This is a genomic window from Neobacillus soli NBRC 102451, assembly GCF_001591665.1.
Lineage (GTDB): Bacteria > Bacillota > Bacilli > Bacillales > Cytobacillaceae > Neobacillus > Neobacillus soli.
The window spans coordinates 1-17,695 of the sequence record NZ_BCVI01000083.1; the positions used below are offsets into that span (position 1 = coordinate 1).

The 17,695-nt window shown below is 37.8% G+C and carries 14 protein-coding genes and 1 pseudogene; 7 read left to right on the forward strand and 8 right to left on the reverse strand.

Annotated features, from left to right (window positions below; genetic code table 11):
- Positions 1 to 114: 114 nt before the first annotated feature.
- From BSO02S_RS24190 to BSO02S_RS24200, 3 genes are all read right to left on the reverse strand, one after another.
- Entirely contained in the window at positions 115 to 1,227 is a 1,113-nt protein-coding gene (locus BSO02S_RS24190; RefSeq protein WP_066073953.1) for a PQQ-binding-like beta-propeller repeat protein, read from the reverse strand.
- Positions 1,228 to 1,774: 547 nt separating this feature from the next.
- The gene (locus tag BSO02S_RS24195) at positions 1,775 to 2,668 is read right to left on the reverse strand and encodes an ROK family protein (protein WP_096190815.1); all 894 of its coding nucleotides are present in this window, start codon (positions 2,666 to 2,668) and stop codon (positions 1,775 to 1,777) included.
- Positions 2,669 to 2,780: 112 nt separating this feature from the next.
- Entirely contained in the window at positions 2,781 to 3,212 is a 432-nt protein-coding gene (locus BSO02S_RS24200; RefSeq protein ID WP_066073956.1) for an ATP-binding protein, read from the reverse strand.
- 322 nt (positions 3,213 to 3,534) lie between these two features.
- Between BSO02S_RS24200 and BSO02S_RS24205 the strand changes: the two genes are divergently transcribed.
- The gene (locus tag BSO02S_RS24205) at positions 3,535 to 4,233 is read left to right on the forward strand and encodes a galactosyltransferase-related protein (protein ID WP_066073959.1); all 699 of its coding nucleotides are present in this window, start codon (positions 3,535 to 3,537) and stop codon (positions 4,231 to 4,233) included.
- A 162-nt stretch (positions 4,234 to 4,395) separates the two neighbouring features.
- Positions 4,396 to 4,683, forward strand: coding sequence for a hypothetical protein (locus BSO02S_RS24210; protein WP_066073962.1), 288 nt, complete (start codon positions 4,396 to 4,398; stop codon positions 4,681 to 4,683).
- Between the two features lie 291 nt (positions 4,684 to 4,974).
- Here BSO02S_RS24210 and BSO02S_RS24215 read toward each other — a convergent pair whose 3' ends face one another.
- The 3 genes from BSO02S_RS24215 to BSO02S_RS24225 all read right to left on the reverse strand — a co-directional run bounded on the left by BSO02S_RS24215 (position 4,975) and on the right by BSO02S_RS24225 (position 8,832).
- Positions 4,975 to 6,501 (reverse strand): hypothetical protein, encoded by a 1,527-nt coding sequence (locus tag BSO02S_RS24215; protein ID WP_066073965.1) that lies wholly within the window; start codon positions 6,499 to 6,501, stop codon positions 4,975 to 4,977.
- A 48-nt stretch (positions 6,502 to 6,549) separates the two neighbouring features.
- Complete coding sequence (locus BSO02S_RS24220; RefSeq protein ID WP_066073968.1) at positions 6,550 to 7,518, reverse strand: hypothetical protein; 969 nt, start codon at positions 7,516 to 7,518, stop codon at positions 6,550 to 6,552.
- Between the two features lie 327 nt (positions 7,519 to 7,845).
- The gene (locus BSO02S_RS24225; RefSeq protein WP_066073972.1) at positions 7,846 to 8,832 is read right to left on the reverse strand and encodes an acyltransferase family protein; all 987 of its coding nucleotides are present in this window, start codon (positions 8,830 to 8,832) and stop codon (positions 7,846 to 7,848) included.
- Between the two features lie 1,324 nt (positions 8,833 to 10,156).
- Between BSO02S_RS24225 and BSO02S_RS24235 the strand changes: the two genes are divergently transcribed.
- From BSO02S_RS24235 to BSO02S_RS24255, 5 genes are all read left to right on the forward strand, one after another.
- Complete coding sequence (locus BSO02S_RS24235; RefSeq protein WP_066073977.1) at positions 10,157 to 10,582, forward strand: MarR family winged helix-turn-helix transcriptional regulator; 426 nt, start codon at positions 10,157 to 10,159, stop codon at positions 10,580 to 10,582.
- Positions 10,582 to 11,778: an MFS transporter gene (locus BSO02S_RS24240; RefSeq protein ID WP_066073980.1), complete on the forward strand. Its 1,197-nt coding sequence runs from the start codon at positions 10,582 to 10,584 to the stop codon at positions 11,776 to 11,778. The genes BSO02S_RS24235 and BSO02S_RS24240 overlap by 1 nt, the downstream gene beginning before the upstream one ends.
- A gap of 498 nt (positions 11,779 to 12,276) precedes the next feature.
- Complete coding sequence (locus BSO02S_RS24245) at positions 12,277 to 13,941, forward strand: amidohydrolase (protein WP_066073983.1); 1,665 nt, start codon at positions 12,277 to 12,279, stop codon at positions 13,939 to 13,941.
- Positions 13,942 to 13,972: 31 nt separating this feature from the next.
- Entirely contained in the window at positions 13,973 to 14,194 is a 222-nt protein-coding gene (locus BSO02S_RS28585; protein WP_218010620.1) for a DUF3311 domain-containing protein, read from the forward strand.
- Positions 14,191 to 15,672 (forward strand): sodium:solute symporter family protein, encoded by a 1,482-nt coding sequence (locus tag BSO02S_RS24255; protein ID WP_066073986.1) that lies wholly within the window; start codon positions 14,191 to 14,193, stop codon positions 15,670 to 15,672. The genes BSO02S_RS28585 and BSO02S_RS24255 overlap by 4 nt, the downstream gene beginning before the upstream one ends.
- Positions 15,673 to 15,812: 140 nt before the next feature.
- On the opposite strand, the pseudogene BSO02S_RS24260 reads toward BSO02S_RS24255, so the two are convergent.
- Both BSO02S_RS24260 and BSO02S_RS24265 read right to left on the reverse strand, forming a co-directional pair.
- Positions 15,813 to 16,319 (reverse strand): annotated as a pseudogene (locus tag BSO02S_RS24260) (transposase); the annotation flags it as partial.
- Between the two features lie 184 nt (positions 16,320 to 16,503).
- Positions 16,504 to 17,649 (reverse strand): M20 peptidase aminoacylase family protein, encoded by a 1,146-nt coding sequence (locus BSO02S_RS24265; RefSeq protein WP_235847003.1) that lies wholly within the window; start codon positions 17,647 to 17,649, stop codon positions 16,504 to 16,506.
- Between the last annotated feature and the right edge of the window lie 46 nt (positions 17,650 to 17,695).

Below are 17,695 nucleotides of genomic sequence, written 5' to 3' on the forward strand. Positions count from 1 at the left end.
TTTAAGAAATATTGATACGATTCAACATATCCCTTTTACAAAGCTAAAAAAATCAAAAACCTCAATCTTGATTGAGGTTTTAATTTAAATTGTAACAACTTTAGGCTTTTTCCCTTATTTTAATTGGTACGATTTTAATGTCCAATTCCCGCTTTTTACACTCACTGTGTAAACTTGGTTAGGGTAAGTTTTAAAATCAAAACCGTTAGTTTGTGACTGAGCTAACATTTTGCCATTTTTATCGAATTTACGAATATAATAATGTTCTTGATATTTTGAGTCCCTTTGGTAATAGGATACATAGACCTTTAAGTCGTTTGTAGCCGAAAAAACGCTTGGACTGAAATAACTTTCACTTAAATTAAAGGAACTGATGGTCTTTCCGTTTGTGTCAAACCAAATGACCTTACCGTCGATGAGAATGCAAAAATAATCATTGTTATTAAACACAGAATTTCTGATAAATAGATCTTTTGTTCTATATTGCCATTTTAGCTTCCCTTGATTTGAGTAAACTTTTAAGAAATATCCATTATTATCATACATTTGTATGGCAACAGTACCGTTTCGGGATATAGAAATATCATCAATCCCCTGCCCTCTTGGCAGCGAAACCTTCCAACGCAATTTATTGTTATTCATTACAAATAAAGTGTTTTTGGTTACAATAGTAAAAGTTTCTGTTTTTGGATCAAAACGAACTTTCAGTATTTCATAATTAGAATTTATCTTGTACGACCAAAGGATTTTTCCATTTGTAGGATTTATCTTATATATTTTTTTGGCATCTCTATCCAAAATAAATATGCCTTCACTGGCTGTTGTGAATAACTCTTGGCCATAAATGCTCTTATTAAACCATTGTTGTTTTCCTTTAAAATCAATTTTCTTTAATCCTTTTTGCGATTCAATAACAATACTTTTTTTCGTTACTTCGATACTGCCAATTTTCCCTACACTTACATCGTTTTCCTTTTTGTACACTACCTTGCCAAGCGAATTATAAACGATAAAAGAATTAAGTACACTAGACTTCCTTGTATAATAAAATACTGACGTATACCCACTTTCATAGTATTTTGGTCCGTAAGAATCAAAAGCTTTGAATGAATTTGATGTCCACTTATAGGAAAGTGAATTTGGATAGGATGAAGCATAAGCAGGTCCTTTAATACTTATAATCAACAAAGCTAATATCATCACGATGGTTACTGATTTTTTAAACACTCTAATTTCCCCCATAATAATTTTCGTTCAATATTAAGAACAATAAAAATAAAAAAATTTTAAGACCTTTTGAATCATCAAATAAGTAAAAGTAAAATACCTGAATATTTTAGATCAATTCATATTGTATTTATTATCTTAATCCTCCTTTTTTTTTATAATTAATATTATATTTTTACTTAATTAAACCTATTTTACCAAAAGTTCCTTTATTTTACCATTCCTTCTTGAACTGCCCCGTTAGCGTAAGTACATCTTTTCACAAACTCTTTAATATCCATACTATTATTTTAACATAAATATCCAAAAACCTCCGTGATTGCAACACAATTCACTCACTAAATCACAAAGAATTCACACACCCTCTAAAAATTATTTAATACCCTGTGATTTACTATGTGAATTAGGACGAAACGAGCGACTGAAATTCGCCAAAATGGTGATAAATCAATAAAAAACGCACTGTGAATTATACTGCGAATTCAAGTGCGTTTTCCTATGTGTTTTACTATGTTTGCACCTCTGAAGTAAACCCGTTAGACTGAAGTCACGAGTGTTCTCTTATTTTCATAAAATGGTACATTGCGCCAATCATTCCTCCGTCATTTGGATATCTACAACTTTCAACGGGAACCTTAATTTCTTTCCACCAAGGAAGCTGGTCCAGGTTATTATTGATATTACCTAACAAACCTTGTTGGGAAATTACTCCACCACCAATTAAAATTTTTTGTGGGTTTAAAGTTGCGGCTAGGTTAAAAATTCCATAACTAATGTTTCGGATCCAGTCATCAATTAGTCCTCTTACCGAACCATTATGGCGGGATTCTAAAAAAACTGTTTCTCCCTTAATGTTTTCGTTTTCACTAATACCCATTAGGTTTTTATAGGACTTAATTAAGGCATTAGTAGAAGCATTGGAATGCAATATTTCCTTGTCGTGGTTTCCGGCTTTAGTAATCATAAAACCAAATTCACCGCCTCTAAAACTTCGACCATGCAAAAGTTTCCCATTGATGAAAATACCTCCTCCTATTCCCGTACCAATTGTCACACAAATAAAATCGCTACATCTTTTTGCGTTACCACTTATTTTTTCTGCTAAAGCAGCACAATTTCCATCATTTTCAATTTCAATTGGTAGAGAAATTCTACTTCTTAATAATTTTTTAAGATTCTGATTATCAAGTGCCTTTATGGCACCACCCCGTTCTGAGTACCCTGTATAAGGGTTAATAAAGCCTGGTAAACTAATAGCTACACCGCTCACATAATTATTTTTTGTATACATGTTAATTGTATCTACCATTTCTTTTAAAAATATTTCTAGATTTGTACACTGGGTATCGTAGCTATCTGTGGAAAGAATAGATCCATTTTCCAGTAATAGGCCATGCTTTACCTTTGTCCCGCCAATATCAAAACAAATATACTTTTTCACTTTACTTCCTCCTAATCTGCCAGTTGTTCCAATACTCATGAAATTAACTTGTGACTTTTTTATCAAAGGTCAGAAATGTAATTTATATTCCCTAGCTTGGAGATAATTTTTGCTATATTACCTTAATAATTGTTCCTTCATCTGAAGTCGGTTTCTGGAATTCTTTGTATATATGTTTTAAATCATTTTCAGAGAGTCGCCTTAGCCCTCTGTTACGTTGTTTACAGGTTTCAAAATCAGTATCAACATGGAAAATTTTCAAAGTAAGTCCAAATTCCTTCGCAACGCGTATCCATCTTTTACGACGGTCTCTGGTTCTGTTTGTGGTATCAACAATTACGTCATGTCCACTTTTTAGCAATGAGCGTACCATAAGTTCAGCGTTTTCCCACACGAGCGGTTCAGCCTCTGCTTTGTAAATTTGCCCATGTAAAGCCAGCCTAATATCATCTAAAGAGACACGTACCCATCCTTGCTTCTGAAGAGTTTTACTGTAGGTTGATTTTCCGCTTAGTGGTAATCCACACATAATCCCCAGTTTCACCTTGCATCTCTCCCAAATCAGATTCACACCAGCTGGCTATATGACAGAAGTCTTTCAACTTCACATAAACCGCAGGCTCTTCTACTTTATAAAATGCGACTGTGCATTGTTTTGAAAGGGACAATAAACTATGTCTTATTTACCAATTATTCAGAGGAACCATGATATAAGCCGTTTCCATCTCAACTCAAATTCACATAATAATAAAAAGTCAACCATCTAAATTTCTCTTAGAAAAAATATTGTTTCAGTGTTTTATTTAGCAATCTTGTGGAAGGTGAGGAAGCATCATTTCTTCTGGAGGAGAGAGGAGAATTATACAGTGTTAGAAAACGTTTCAATCATTATTCCTTTTCAAACGGATCATGGTCCAAGAGCGAAGGCTTTTGAATGGATTAAAAAGTATTATGCTCGTGTCATGCCCGAAGCTGAATTGTGTTTGGGAATAATCAATGGCGGGGACATTAATAAATCTAAGGCTGTAAATTTTGCAGCTAAAAAAGCAACAAAAGATATTTTTGTGATAGCCGATGCGGATGTCGTTTATAGCCCTAATACTATTGTTGAAGCTATAAGATTACTTGATAAAGCTGCATGGGTAGTTCCTTTTACGGAAGTTTATGATATTGGATGGCATGGTACTGGAAGATTACTAAAGACAAAACCAAAGTGGCCAATTGATCTAAAACATGAGGAATGTACCAAATCAAATTGGGTTTATGAAGGATTTGCTGGCAAACTTTTTGTCATTTCTCGCAGAAACTTTGAAGCAGTCGGTGGTTTTGATGAACGGTTTATTGGTTGGGGAGGCGAAGATGATGCATTTTCACATGCTGTCCGTACCCTTTGTGGCGAAATTGTAAATTTGGATAGAAAAATATTTCATTTTTGGCACCCTAGTTCAACCTATCAAACAAATCCACATGGAAAAGCGAATGCAGATCTTCTCGGCCGCTATCAACGTGCAAGCGGAAACAAGAAGAAAATGGCACAGCTTTGTGGGGTCAGACCCCCGCTCTGATAAAGGTTTAAAGCAATAAAGCATTGCGATTCGCAAAAACAGTATCCTTTTCTTTGTATCTTAGATGCTATCGGAGGCATGGCTTGGTGTATTGGTATGAACGAAATATTTATAATTCTAACAAAGAACACACATAATAAGGTAAAAAAGGTGTGTTTGCCATTGGATTTCCCTACCATTAAAACAAATTTTTGGGATGCAATTTTTGCGATACCCATCATTATCGTGTTCACTCAGCTAATTAAGATTTATTTCAGATTACCGAAATGGTTTGTACCAACAATCGCACTTTTCTTCGGACTAGGAATTTCCATATTTATTAGTCACAAACACAACATTGTTGGAGGAATATTTATGGGATGGTTTTATGGCTATGCCGCGATTGGAACATATGCTTCGTTAAAAACAAATATTATTGCTTTTCGAAATAAAGGAAGCAATAATGGATGAGCACTTCACTTAGGCACACGGAATTCGTTCAGGATTAGGTCGATCCGGCGTATATATTATCATGACTAATATAATATCGGGGTCGGCCAGGCGTTATACCTTGGCTATGGTAAGAAAAATACAAAGCCCCCGTCGCTTCATTAGCGACAGAGGCTCAGATTTCATGCAGGGAATTGACCCTCTGCAATAAAGAAAATTACTCTTTAATTGCTTCTGAAGTTTTTTCAGTTACAATATCAGTTCCTACTTCAGCAGATTCGTCAACAACTGCATTAGTATCATCTTCTTCAGTTATTGCAGCATCAGTTTTATCATCTGTAACAATTTTTCCAGAATCGCTAGTAGCTTCTCTTTTACAGCTTCCGTAGATTTGTTAGCTGCTTTTTCTGTTACAACTTTTGTAGATTCGTCAGTTGCTTCTTCTGTTACAGCTTCAGTAGATTCGTTAGCTGATTCTTCTGTTACAGCTTCAGTAGATTCGTTAGCTGCTTCTTCTGTTACAGCTTCAGTAGGTTCGTTAGCTGCTTCTTCTGTTTCAACTTTAGTAGCTTCGTCAGTTGCTTCTTCTGTTACAACTTCAGTAGATTCGTTAGTTGCTTCTTCTGTTTCAACTTTAGTAGCTTCGTCAGTTGCTTCTTCTGTTACAACTTCAGTAGCTTCGTCAGTAGATTCTTCTGTTGCAACTTCAGTTGTTTCTTCTGTTGTTTTATCTTCAGCTACAACATCTTCGGAAACAGCATCTTCAGAATTTTTCGCACCAGCTAGTACAGCTGAGTTTGCTGCAGCGTGTGCTTTAGCAGTGTCGCTTGCATGTTTGCTCGCTTGAGATTTTGCTTTGTTAGCAGCAGAAGGATTAACCTTAGCTTCTTTCTCAGTGTGTTCTTTAGTTAACTCTGCTTCTTCTTCATCTTTTGTTTTCACTATAGTTTCGTGATCATGAGCAGCTTTCTTAGAATCAGAATCATGGTCATCATCTTGACCCTGATCATCTTCATCCTCTGTTTTCACTACAGCCTCATGATGATGAGGGGCTTTCTTAGAATCAGAATCATGGTCATCATCTTGATCCTCTGTTTTCACTACAGCTTCATGATGATGAGCAGCTTTCTTAGAATCAGAATCATGGTCATTATCTTCACCTTGATCATCTTCATCCTCTGGTTTTACTGCTGAATCGGAATCATGATCTTTCATTTTTTCATCCTTTTCAACGTCCGCTTTATCTTCAGTCTTTTCATCATGCTTAAGATCTGTTGTTACGTCCTCGGTTGCTGGTTCTTGAACTGGAACTTCCTCTTTAACCGCCTCTTCAGCTGGAACTTCCTTTACCGGCTTTTCAACTTTTCCAGCCTTGCCATGAACGGCTGAGTTTGGTGCAGCATGCATTTTTGCCGATTCACTGGCATGTACACTTGCTTGAGATTTGTTCACCTTTTCAGCTTTTCCAGCCTTGCCGTGAACGGCTGAGTTTGGTGCAGCATGCATTTTTGCCGATTCACTAGCATGCACACTTGCTTGCGATTTGTTCACTTTTTCAGCTTTATGGTGTTTCTTTTCTTCGCTTCCTTCGTTTTCAGCTTTATGTTGTGCCTTTACTTTTGGTGCAGCATGCTTTCCAAATTTTGAATAAGATTCATGCTTTTCTCTCGCATGACCTTTTTCCTTATTTTCGTATTTTACATGAACAGAGTGCTCCCCTTTTGCCTTATCAGGGCCGGAAGCTTCCGTAAAATGTGCACCTGCAAAAATTCCAAAAGATACTGCTCCAGCTAATACAAACGATTTAACAACTTTATTAGGATTAAGATAATGATTCATTTTTAATTCGCTCCTTTTATTTTCCTGTTCCGTGGCATTTAGCTGCGGTTAACGGTTTATAATAAAGGAGCTTTCTTGCGGCGGTTGTGAAGGTGGAGCATTTACCCATTGATTATTCATAAGTTTATCCCGAGAAAAGTAAGCATGGACAAGATTGATTTCATTGTATTTATTCCATTCAAACCACTTCTCCAAGAAACTTGCTGTCTGTAAACCCTGGCTGACTCGCTCATTTGATTGACCACCAGAACTATTTGAACGTTGGGTCGGGTTAATAACCTGATCGACGTTTGGGATTTCTTCCTTACTGGCAGGGACATTTCCCTTTTGTGGTGGCACTGGTAAAGAAGGCTCAAATTGTTCAACCTTTTTTGGTGCTGATAGCTTTGAACCTTTTGCTTTGGGTTCAAAGCTAGGAATCAATCTCGTCGATTTGGATTTACTTTTTACAGTGTTTCCTGAGTGATTCTCGGCTTTATTTTTTATAGTGATATCAGAGGGGTGTTCAACTTTATCTTTTACTGCGAAATCAGAGGAACGCTTGTCCCTATCCTTAAGATTATTCTTTCTCAGCCCTCTTTTATCATCCTTGACAGCTTCGCTTTTCTCCCGACCAGGAGCCTTAACGGTGTTCTCAGTCTTGTTTATTTTAGATAGACCGTATCCGTTTCCTTTTGCCTGCTTCGGCAATGTCTTCGGCGCTGCGTCTGGCTTTTTGGAAGTACCTTGTTTCGAAGCATGATTGGAATCCTGCTGTTTTACACCATTCTGTTTTTTACTAGCCTGTTCAGGCATCACCACAGTTTTTTTCCTTGTCTTCGCGTTTTCAGCTTTTGCCGGAACGTTAGCCTGTTTAGCTGTGTTCCCAGATTTTTCTGAAGAATTCTTCACTTGAACATGTTCCTTGTGGGAATTCTGCTGTCCACCATGCTCAATCTTTTCAGCAAAGGTGTTATTTGGTAAAAACAGGGCTGCTCCGACCATAAGCACTGGTATAAGAAAATGGCGGAAGTGCAACATCTCACCCCCTTTCAATAATTGTCATGTTCACGAACAAAATTCGTGATAATTAAACATTTTTTGACCATTTTCTTCACGAATATAAAGAAACCATTCTTTTCACCTATGAATCTATGATTCATATTACCTTTAGTTTTGGAGTATTTTGGCGATTCAGAACTACCTTAACTACAGGACAAAACACTCAATGCTGCCATCTAGGCAGCATTTTTATTATTCGACCCCGTTTCATTCAATTACACAAAAAGACCCTGTAGAGTAATTTTTAATTATAGTGTCTACTCTACAGGGGACAGTTTACAGTTCCCCACTCTTTCTTTCCAGTTATATTCTTAATTCAATCAATGGACGAGTATATTTTTGGATGAAATAATTTCCTAATAATATACAAAGGCCCAAAGAAAAAACAATTAGGATTAAATATTGATTAGATAATCCATTTAATGTATCGTCAGAGACGATTGCTTGGATCGATTTAATAATAAATCCGTGTAAGAGATACACATATAAGGTCCGTTGACCAATTATAGTCATTTTAAATCCATTTGACGGGACAATGGCCAAAAACCCGTAAATAACTATTACTGTTACAAAATATTGGGATGCACGAATGAAACCATCCGTCAATCCCTTCCTACCTAAATCAGCATATGGAGTATCACCAAGCAGCCATGGTATGGCATCCTTTGGAAAGAATGTTCCAAATATCAAAATTGTCATAAGGAGAACTGCATATCCAATGAATGTTGAATATTTTACTTTCTTAACCCATTTTAAATGCTTGGAATCTAATAAGAATCCTAATAGAAAATAGGGGAAAAATACAAAAGTTCTTGATAATGATAAATAACTACCTACATGATCGAAATAACCAATTCCAATGCCAACTACAACTGCAATAATTAATCCAACCCATTTTAGCCTTGCAAAAACATGAAGGAGAATATTCCAACAGAATAGGCTCAATAAAAACCATAAAGTCCAGTGTGGCTGTAAAAGGTCAATTTTAAGTGTAGATTTTTCTCCGACCAAATAATAAAAAATCGAATAGACTATTTGAAAAATGATGTATGGTAATAAAATCTTCTTTACGGTTTTTAAGAAATAACCTTTCTTATGAAATCCCTTTGAAAAATATCCAGAAATAAGTATAAAGGCTGGCATATGGAAAAGGAATACGACGGAATATAGAGTGAATAGAATGTTATTGTTAGCTTTTAAAGGACTGATAACATGACCTAAAACCACTAAAAATATCAAAATGAATTTTGCGTTGTCAAAGTAAAGACTCCTTTTTTTAGAGGAATCCATAATATTGAACACCTCCAAAAATTTCTTAATCCTTGTTTTTTAAATCTTAAAAATCATATATGGGTATAACTCTTACCTACCACCTTACAAGGAAAAATAAACTCTTATAGTGGATTTATGTGAAAAAGCATACTAACTCCTCATTAAATAGTTTTTTATGGAGTATTTTGATATTGATGTGTTAAATATCCAAAATCATGAAATATATCACTTAAGTGCATACTTGAAGACCCAGCTGCTATTTCTTGGAAGCTTTCTCTTATTGCTAATGGAGGTGGATGGTGAAGAAGCCTTAATAATTAAACTGAAGAATGAAGTAAAAACTTTATGGGGAAGTGTTACAACCATAAAAATATTATCCCACTTCCCTGAACCACAAAAAGAAAATTACCGAAGATTTGTTGAAGGGTCAGTAACTATTCCCCCTTCAAAATCTTGACACAATTGAACGTATCAAGGTTAGACCTGAAATAGCAGGAGGTAATTTAGTATGACGGTAAAAGCGATAAGTATCGGTTTGAAAGGTCTTGAGGGCTACTGTGTGTAGGTAAAGGTACGAATAAAACCTGCTATATTGCCTAAACTTACGAATCAAGCACAACTAGAAGTAATGAGTCTATACCAGTTGGCAGGGGAGAGAAGCTTACATCAAAATGCTCCGTAGCGGCACCCACATCATTCAGCATCCTAAGACAGCTCTCGACCTTAAATTCAGGCACTTTGTGGGATAAACTCAGGATCCGAGCGTACCTAAGAATCTTTTAATCAATCGTTTGTGTAGTGGAGAAAAGATAGGGATTTAATAGAATTTTGTATGTTCAAGAGAAACCTGTCCAATTTTGGGGGAAGTTGGTTTATTATCTGCAATTTTCTCTTGCCGCTTTAAACAATTTTCTTTCCTGATTATGAAGGGAAATCCCTATAGATCCGTGCTGATAGTTGTTTTAATCAAACGATTGAATAGTATAGCACTTATGGAATTGAGTCGAAAGGATGTCGGATAGTGGAATAAGTGGCTGGGAAGCTAGTTATATCCAATATTCATTGCACTTTTCAACAATATTTTTATCTGTTGGCAGGGGGAAACTTTATTTTTCAAGGATTGTAGCACTTTTAATTAAACGTTTGATTGAAAGGGAAATTAGAGGAGAATGGTCTAGGTTTGTCATTAAAGCGAAATGGAAAACCCCCGGTACAGAAGATTCGGTGAGGTTTCCAGTGCCTAGTCACGTCTCAAAGTATCTTGCATTCTTTATACGACAGTGATATAGTTATCTTCGGTAATCATTTAGTTACCTAGGGTAACTGAAATGGGGGATTTAGTTTGGAAGGTTTTTTACAGCGTTTTTTAGCTTTATATAGACCGGTAATTACGAGATTGAACGAGCTGATGAGTAACTATGGCATCACGTATTCGCAATGGATTGTCATTTATCATTTGAAACATCGTGGGGCGTCTACATTGGTCGAAATTGCAGCACGACATGAGGTTGAAAAACCAACCATTACAAGACGTGTCAAGAAATTAATGGATCTTGGCATCGTTGAACAAATTTTAGGTAATGATAAACGGGAAAAAATTATTCAATTAACGGATACAGGCGAGAACATTTATCACGTTGTACGTAAAGACATCACAGAGCTTGAATTTCGTATCATGGATAACATTCCAGAGCATGAACGTAAAGTCGCTTACGAAATTTTCCCGAAAATCGATGATAATCTTAAGAAAGAAAAGGAGCTTTATTAATGCAACAAACGAAATTATGGACAAAGGATTTTATTATTGTCTCACTTATTAACTTTCTTCTCACATTAGTTTTCTATTTACTTGTTGTAACCATTGCGACATATGCGATTGATGAATATCATGCAACGGTTAGTCAATCTGGGCTTGTCAGTGGTGTATTCATCATTGGTGCACTGATTGGCCGCTTCGTCTGCGGTAGCATTATCGATAAAATTGGGCGCAAACAACTATTAATTATAGGTGTTATTTTATTTATTGCGATGACAGCACTATATTTCGTACATCTGGGCATCGGTTTTTTAATTTTATTGCGTCTCCTTCACGGGATTACACACGGGATGGCAAGTACAGCTGCTGGTACAGTTGTTGCACAAATTATTCCGGCGCCTCGTAGAGCAGAAGGAATCAGTTATTATAGCATGAGTACAACGCTTGCTACAGCGCTCGGACCATTTATTGGTCTTTATATGCTGCATAGTACAACGTTCCCTGTTATCTTTACATTATGCTTAATTTTAGGTGTCATTAGTTTTATGATCAGTGTCAGTTTAAAAGTGCCTGTTGTTATCAAAAAAACACCTGCACAGCAAAATGAGAAAAAATCAGGCATCTCAATTAAAAACTTTATCGAACCAAAAGCGGTCCCAATTGGGATTATCATCTTACTTCTGGGCTTTGGTTATTCAAGTGTTTTAACTTACATTAACTTTTACGCAACAGAAATTAATCTTGTTACAGCCGCAAGTTTCTTCTTCCTTGTATATTCCATTATCGCACTTGTTTCACGTCCCTTCTCAGGACCTTTAATGGACAACAAGGGCGCCAATATTATTATGTATCCAGCGTTTATTTTATATGCGATTAGTATGTTTTTGTTAAGTGTTGCGGGTAGCAGTTGGGTACTTCTTCTTGCCGGCGCCATTATGGGCCTAGGCTTTGGAAACATGCAATCTGCTACACAAGCGATTGCCATTAAAGAAACGCCGCCAGCTCGAATGGGACTTGCAACGTCAACATACTTCATCTTCTACGATGCGGGACTGGGTCTTTCACCTTATTTACTTGGCTACATTACGCCATATACAGGCTATGCGAAAATGTATGCCATTATGGCTGTGGTCATTCTTGTAACTGGAGTACTTTATTTCTTCCTTCATGGCTTAAAAGAAACACAACTTCGGAAATTAGCACATTAGCTTTTCGGGGTCAGACCCCCACCCGGCTAAAGTTTAACGCGGTAAAGTATGACAAAAGGTAGAGGTTAGGTCTTTCCCGTCTTGGAGGACGTGGGGGACTGGAACCATGTCCAAATTATTCGAGTGTAAAGTGACTATTATGAACATTTCTGGTCAGTGATAAGAAGACCATGGGGACGGTGCGAGACCTTTTCACCAGTCTCGCACCGTCCCTGTGGCTTTTAAATTACAAAATGTACGTAAGGAAACAGAAAGTGTTCAAGACTACTTGACTGCTTGTATAACTTCATGTTTTAATAAAATTGTGAATTTTATAATAATTACGAAATACTGGTCCGGACATCGTGATGTTGAAATGCTAAGTAGTGGATAATTTTTACCTGATTCTACCCTCTCTAAATTACACCTTTGATTTTACCTTCTATTCTTCATAGTTTCTTATTCAACTCATTGCTGCGTCTTTTTAAGTAAATAAAATTTAATAGGGAGGAATTTATTTTGGTAAATGCTGATTTGTTGTTAACAAATGCCAATGTTCTAACACTTGATGAGAAGGGGCACCGCGCCGGTTCCGTTGCCGTAAACGATGGCCGGATTGTCGGAATTTGGGAAGAGGTCAGTCCCCCAAAAGATGTTGTTAGCTATTCTGCTTCCACACAAATTATTGATCTAAAAGGTGCGACACTTATTCCAGGTTTTATTGATACACATAACCACTTACCGATGTATGCACAAACAAAGGGCCAGGTAAATTGCAGCTCTCCACTTAATCAAACCATCTCAGATATTCAACAAAATCTTCTTCAAAAGATAGAACAGACCCCAAAGGGAGAATGGGTATTGGGGTATGGATATGACGATACCCTGCTAGAAGAAAAACGCCATCCGACCCGTGAGGATTTAGATGCAATCGCTCCGGATCATCCAGTCTGTATTAAGCATATTAGCGCACATCTCGCTGCCTGTAACTCAAAAGCACTGCAAATGGCCGGTGTTGCTGATGATCAGCCGGATCCTGTCATCGGTTATTTTGGACGCGACCAATCTGGCAGGATTAACGGAGTACTCTATGAATTTGATGCCATAGAAGCTGTCTATTCGAAAATCCCTGAAAAGTCCACCGATGAACAAATTGCATTATTAAAGGAAGCCATAAAGGATTATCTTGCACAAGGCATTACAACGAATTCAGATGCCGGCGTTGGCCTTGGAAATGGAATCAATGAATATGATTTCCACCTCCAGGCGATTGAAAAAGAAGCCAATCCATTGCGAATGCAGTTAATGATTATGCATGATCTACTGCGCCCAACTGGACCATTTGGATATTACTCGGCGAAAGAACTAGATGAAGAAATTCGTGACCGCACGAATGGCATGGCAAGACTTGACAGTGCAAAATTGTTTCAAGACGGTTCCATTCAAGCACTAACCGGTGCACTAAGGAAGCCGTATGAATGTGATACCGAGTTATACGGTGATCTTTGTCATAATCAGGAAAAATTCAATGAAGAAATATACGATTTGCATCGAAGAGGATTCCGAATTGCGATTCACGGAAATGGAGACCGCGCGATTGGCTCTATTTTGGATGCCTATGAATATGCGTTAAGTAAAGCACCGCGGGAAGATCATCGTCATCGCATTGAACATGTGCAAACCGCTACATTAGAAGATTTAGACCGAATGGCAAGGCTTGGTGTCGCTGGCTCGTTTTTTATTAACCATGTTTACTTCTGGGGGGATCGTCATGAAAAGGTCTTTCTAGGTGCTGAGCGGGCAAAACGGATTAGTCCATTGGCGGATGCCATTCAGAGAAACCTGTTGTTCACCTTGCATTCGGATTGTCCTGTTACCCCTATTTCACCATTATTTTCTGTGTGGGCAGCTGTTAATCGCTTGACAAGGGAAGGAAAGGTGTTAGGTGAGGATCAAAGAATTGATGTAGATACTGCCTTGCGTTCCATGACCATTTACGGGGCACAATTAAATTTTGATGAAGAGAACTCAGGCAGCATTGAAATCGGGAAAAAGGCTGATTTCGCTATTCTTGAGGCAGACCCTACAGAAGTGAATCCTATTGAAATTAAAGATATTTCCGTTTTGATGACCATTATCGGCGGAAAGGTCGTCTATGAAAAAGGAATTTTAGTTTCACAATAAATCTACGAATCAATTGGAAGGTGGGGGTATAGTGATATCACGTCAGTTCGCTAGTGTTTTGGTAGGACTTTTAATACCTTTCGTTGCCGTTTTGGGGGTTATTCCCTTTATTAGTAAATCGGACATAACCATTATGGGTTTTCCAATTCTTTATTTTTGGGTATTTCTATGGTTTCCGCTAACAACCATTTGCTTAAGTATTTCATGGCATTTCTTTGATCGCCACGTTTATGAAGAAGGAGGGGATGAATGATGACAACGGTTGTGTTTGTTAGTATTCTTCTTCTAACACTTATTATTGCCTTGTCTTCACGGAGCGGAAAAGAGGTCATGAATGTTGAGGAATACTTGGTAGGCGGCAGATCATTTAGTGGCATGATTCTCTTCTTTCTAGCTGTTGGGGAAGTTTACAGTATTGGAACGATGATCGGATTTCCAGGCGGCATTTATGCCATGGGGCCAAGTTATGGAATTTGGTTCCTGGCGTATATTCTACTTGCCTATCCTGTAGGCTATTACATTGCCCCATTAATTTGGCGGGCCGGTAAGAAATACGGTGCCATGACCCTGCCAGATATCTTTAAGGGACATTATGCTCATCGAGGATTGGAACTAATTATAACCCTTGCCTTTTTGATCTTTCTTATTCCGTGGGCACAGCTGCAGTTTCAAGGATTGATTGTTGCTCTCAGTGCATTGGGCTTCAACCTTTCTCCTACGGTTGCCGTGTTAATTTCTGGAGCTTTAGCATATATTTATATTTCAATTTCAGGCGTAAAAGCTCCAGCTATGATATCGATTGTAAAAGATATTCTTATGTTCGGCGCCATTGTGGTGGTCGGTATTGTCGTTGTTATGAAGGTTGGCAGTGTTTCTCATTTGTTTGAGCTTGTAAAAGCAAAAGGTGCCTCTATTACTATCGATAAACCGACAGATGTTGTATATACGGTGACCACTTCATTTGTGCAGGCGATTGCTTTTAACTTTGCCCTTATTGTTGCCGCCGTCATGACTGCCAAATCGGAGGCAACGGTTAAGAAAACGCAGAGGTTCATGCCTTTATATATGTTGATGTACCCCTTCCTGGTGGTAACCGCTTATTATGCTTTGGTAGCGCTCCCAAATCTGGAACAGCCAAATAATTCATTTATTGCAACTTCTTTGGCCCTGTTACCGTCTTGGCTTGTTGGTTTGGTTGCAGCGGGTGCAGCATTATCAGGGATTTTAGTGCTATCTGTTATAAGTTTAAGCCTTGGTGCGGTCGTGTCGAGAAACTTAGTACGCAATATTCCGGAACGTTCACAGAAAAAATGGGTACAAATCTTCGTCTTGATCTATCTGCTCATTTCAATGTTCATTACCATCTATGTTCCGCAGTTAATGCTTAACATTATTGAAATGGCCTATTATGGTTTTGCCCAATTTGTTCCGGGTCTCTTATCCGTATTTTTCTTCCGGAAAATGACACCGACAGGAATTATTTCCGGTGTCGTTGCTGGGACCGCGACAGCCGTGTTAATGCATATTAATCATATGAATGTCTTCAGCATTAATATCGGTTTAATTTCACTCATCGTCAACTTTATCGTTACGTATGCGGTGAGCATTGGGTTTAAGGGCAATTATCAATTGGTAAGTCCAATCGCTGGAGGGAAAAGGAAAAAGGACACTCCAGTCAATGGCCCTACTATCGCCTTAATGCAAGCGGATGAATCAAAAAGACCATCATAAAAAGAGCGGATGCTTTGAGTAAAAAAATAATGGCACAAGAGGTTTAAATGGTAAATTCTCTTGTGCCATTTTGGTTTTTGGGGAAACCTTCCTATTTCCTTGTGAAAATTATCTAACCTGTTTAATTATAGTAGAAACCTAACTGGTATATAAGCAGTAGCTTCAAGCTCTTTTATTTTGTATAATATTGGCTTTTTAAAGTAAGCCCGATCACCATATACCTCATTTATGGTTACTCCGCTTTCTTTTGTTAATTCAATTAACTCATTAAACTGCGTTCCATCTACATAGGCACCATCATTGACTCGTACAGCAGTTATCATTCTATCTTCAGTCGTGATGACATATTCTGTTTTATATCCGAAGAAGTTCTGTGTTCTACTTCTGTGGCCCACACGGGCCACCTGAACTACGATTGAACGAACACCTTTTTGTTCCATAAATTTAGGATCCATTAAGATTTCTTTAGCATTTTCCAATACTTTCATGGTTTTTGGTGCCTTTTCGATATTTACCTTTTGTTCTACTTGGGAAATCGTATTTTCCAGATAGGATTTCATGGCTTCTTTTGCTTCTTTATGGTCTTCTATTTCTTTATATTCAGGGATGTCTTGATTGATAGATTCAGGCATTTCACCTGTTTCTTCTTAAAAAAAATCACAACTAGCTTATCAACTAGTTGTGACTTTTTACATAAACCTAAGGATTATTCGCCTTAAGATTGAAAATTTAAGGCTGCTCTATTTCCTTTGCTTTACACCACTCGCAAATTGCCAAAATCCTCTCGACATTATTCGGGCGGTGTCAGGCACTATTATCTGGACTTCTTTCCTAATCCTGCAAACCGTGCAGGTTTAGGATTTCATTAAAGATACCAATCCCATTCAATAAGGAGTCAATCTCAAAATGCATGTAAGGATGATGCAGGCCTGGTGCTAAGTCACAGCCTAATCCAATCATGGTTGCTTTTAAGTGCGGTTTATTTACCTTATAAAAGTGGAAGTCGTCTCCTCCAGGAGTAATCACAGGGGGCGTTAATTTTTTACTGCCTAACACATTTTCAATCGCTTTGGCAGCAAATTCTTGTGCCCCTTCACTTGACTCTGCTGCGACAATACCGTAATCGTTTGTAATCTCAATATTCGTTTGGTAGATTTCTTTTGCATTTTTAATAATATCAAGCACAGTAGTATGCATGGCATCCATTAGTTCGTTTGTTTGTGCTCTCATATCGATGGCTAAAGAAGCTTTTCCTGGAATAATATTTGTATTTTTTCCACCAGCTAAAAATCTTGTTACCTTCGCAGAATGCGGAATATTCGGATCAAAATACAAGGAATGAAGTGCATTCATAATATAGGCGCCAATTTCAACGGCATTTTGGGTTAAATGTGGTCTGGCTCCATGGGCATCATCGCCGTTTATTTTAAATTCGATTGACCGGGTTGCACCGTGAACAATCGCTGGTGATGCATATCCGGCTGCCATCTCTTGGATTGGGCGGAGATGAATGCCATATAAATAATCGACGTCGTCCACGATGCCTTTCTCAACTAATTTCAGCGCACCGGCCCCAACTTCTTCTGCCGGTTGAAAAATGAAACGGATGCCAATTTGCTTTTTCAGTTGTTCATTATGCTGGATACTCCATAAAACGCCTAAAACCATCGTCATATGGGCATCATGTCCACATGAATGATTGGCCTGCATCTTTCCATTAACTTCCTGATGCAAGGCGTCCATATCGGCGCGAATCGCAATAATCGGCCGATTGCCGCTAAAATCCCCAATATCCCCAATTACACCGGTACAATCGTCAAAGGTAACGACCTGGTGGCAGCCTGCATCCTTTAAAATTTGTGTAACATATTTTGTGGTTTCTATTTCCCCCCAGCTTAGCTCGGGGTTTTGATGAAGATAATCAAACGTTTCAAAGATTTTTTCTTTCAACGTTTTTGGTAAAGTTGGTGTAGCCACTTTAGCCATCCCTTTCGTTATTGTCTAGCTCCAGCGCCCTAGCGGC

Bases quoted from the DNA above. Each gene is read 5' to 3' on its own strand.
- BSO02S_RS24255 (WP_066073986.1), top strand. From the start codon at position 14,191: ATGATGACAACGGTTGTGTTTGTTAGTATTCTTCTTCTAACACTTATT.
- BSO02S_RS24240 (WP_066073980.1), top strand. From the start codon at position 10,582: ATGCAACAAACGAAATTATGGACAAAGGATTTTATTATTGTCTCACTT.
- BSO02S_RS24215 (WP_066073965.1), bottom strand. From the start codon at position 6,501: ATGAATCATTATCTTAATCCTAATAAAGTTGTTAAATCGTTTGTATTA.
- BSO02S_RS24225 (WP_066073972.1), bottom strand. From the start codon at position 8,832: ATGGATTCCTCTAAAAAAAGGAGTCTTTACTTTGACAACGCAAAATTC.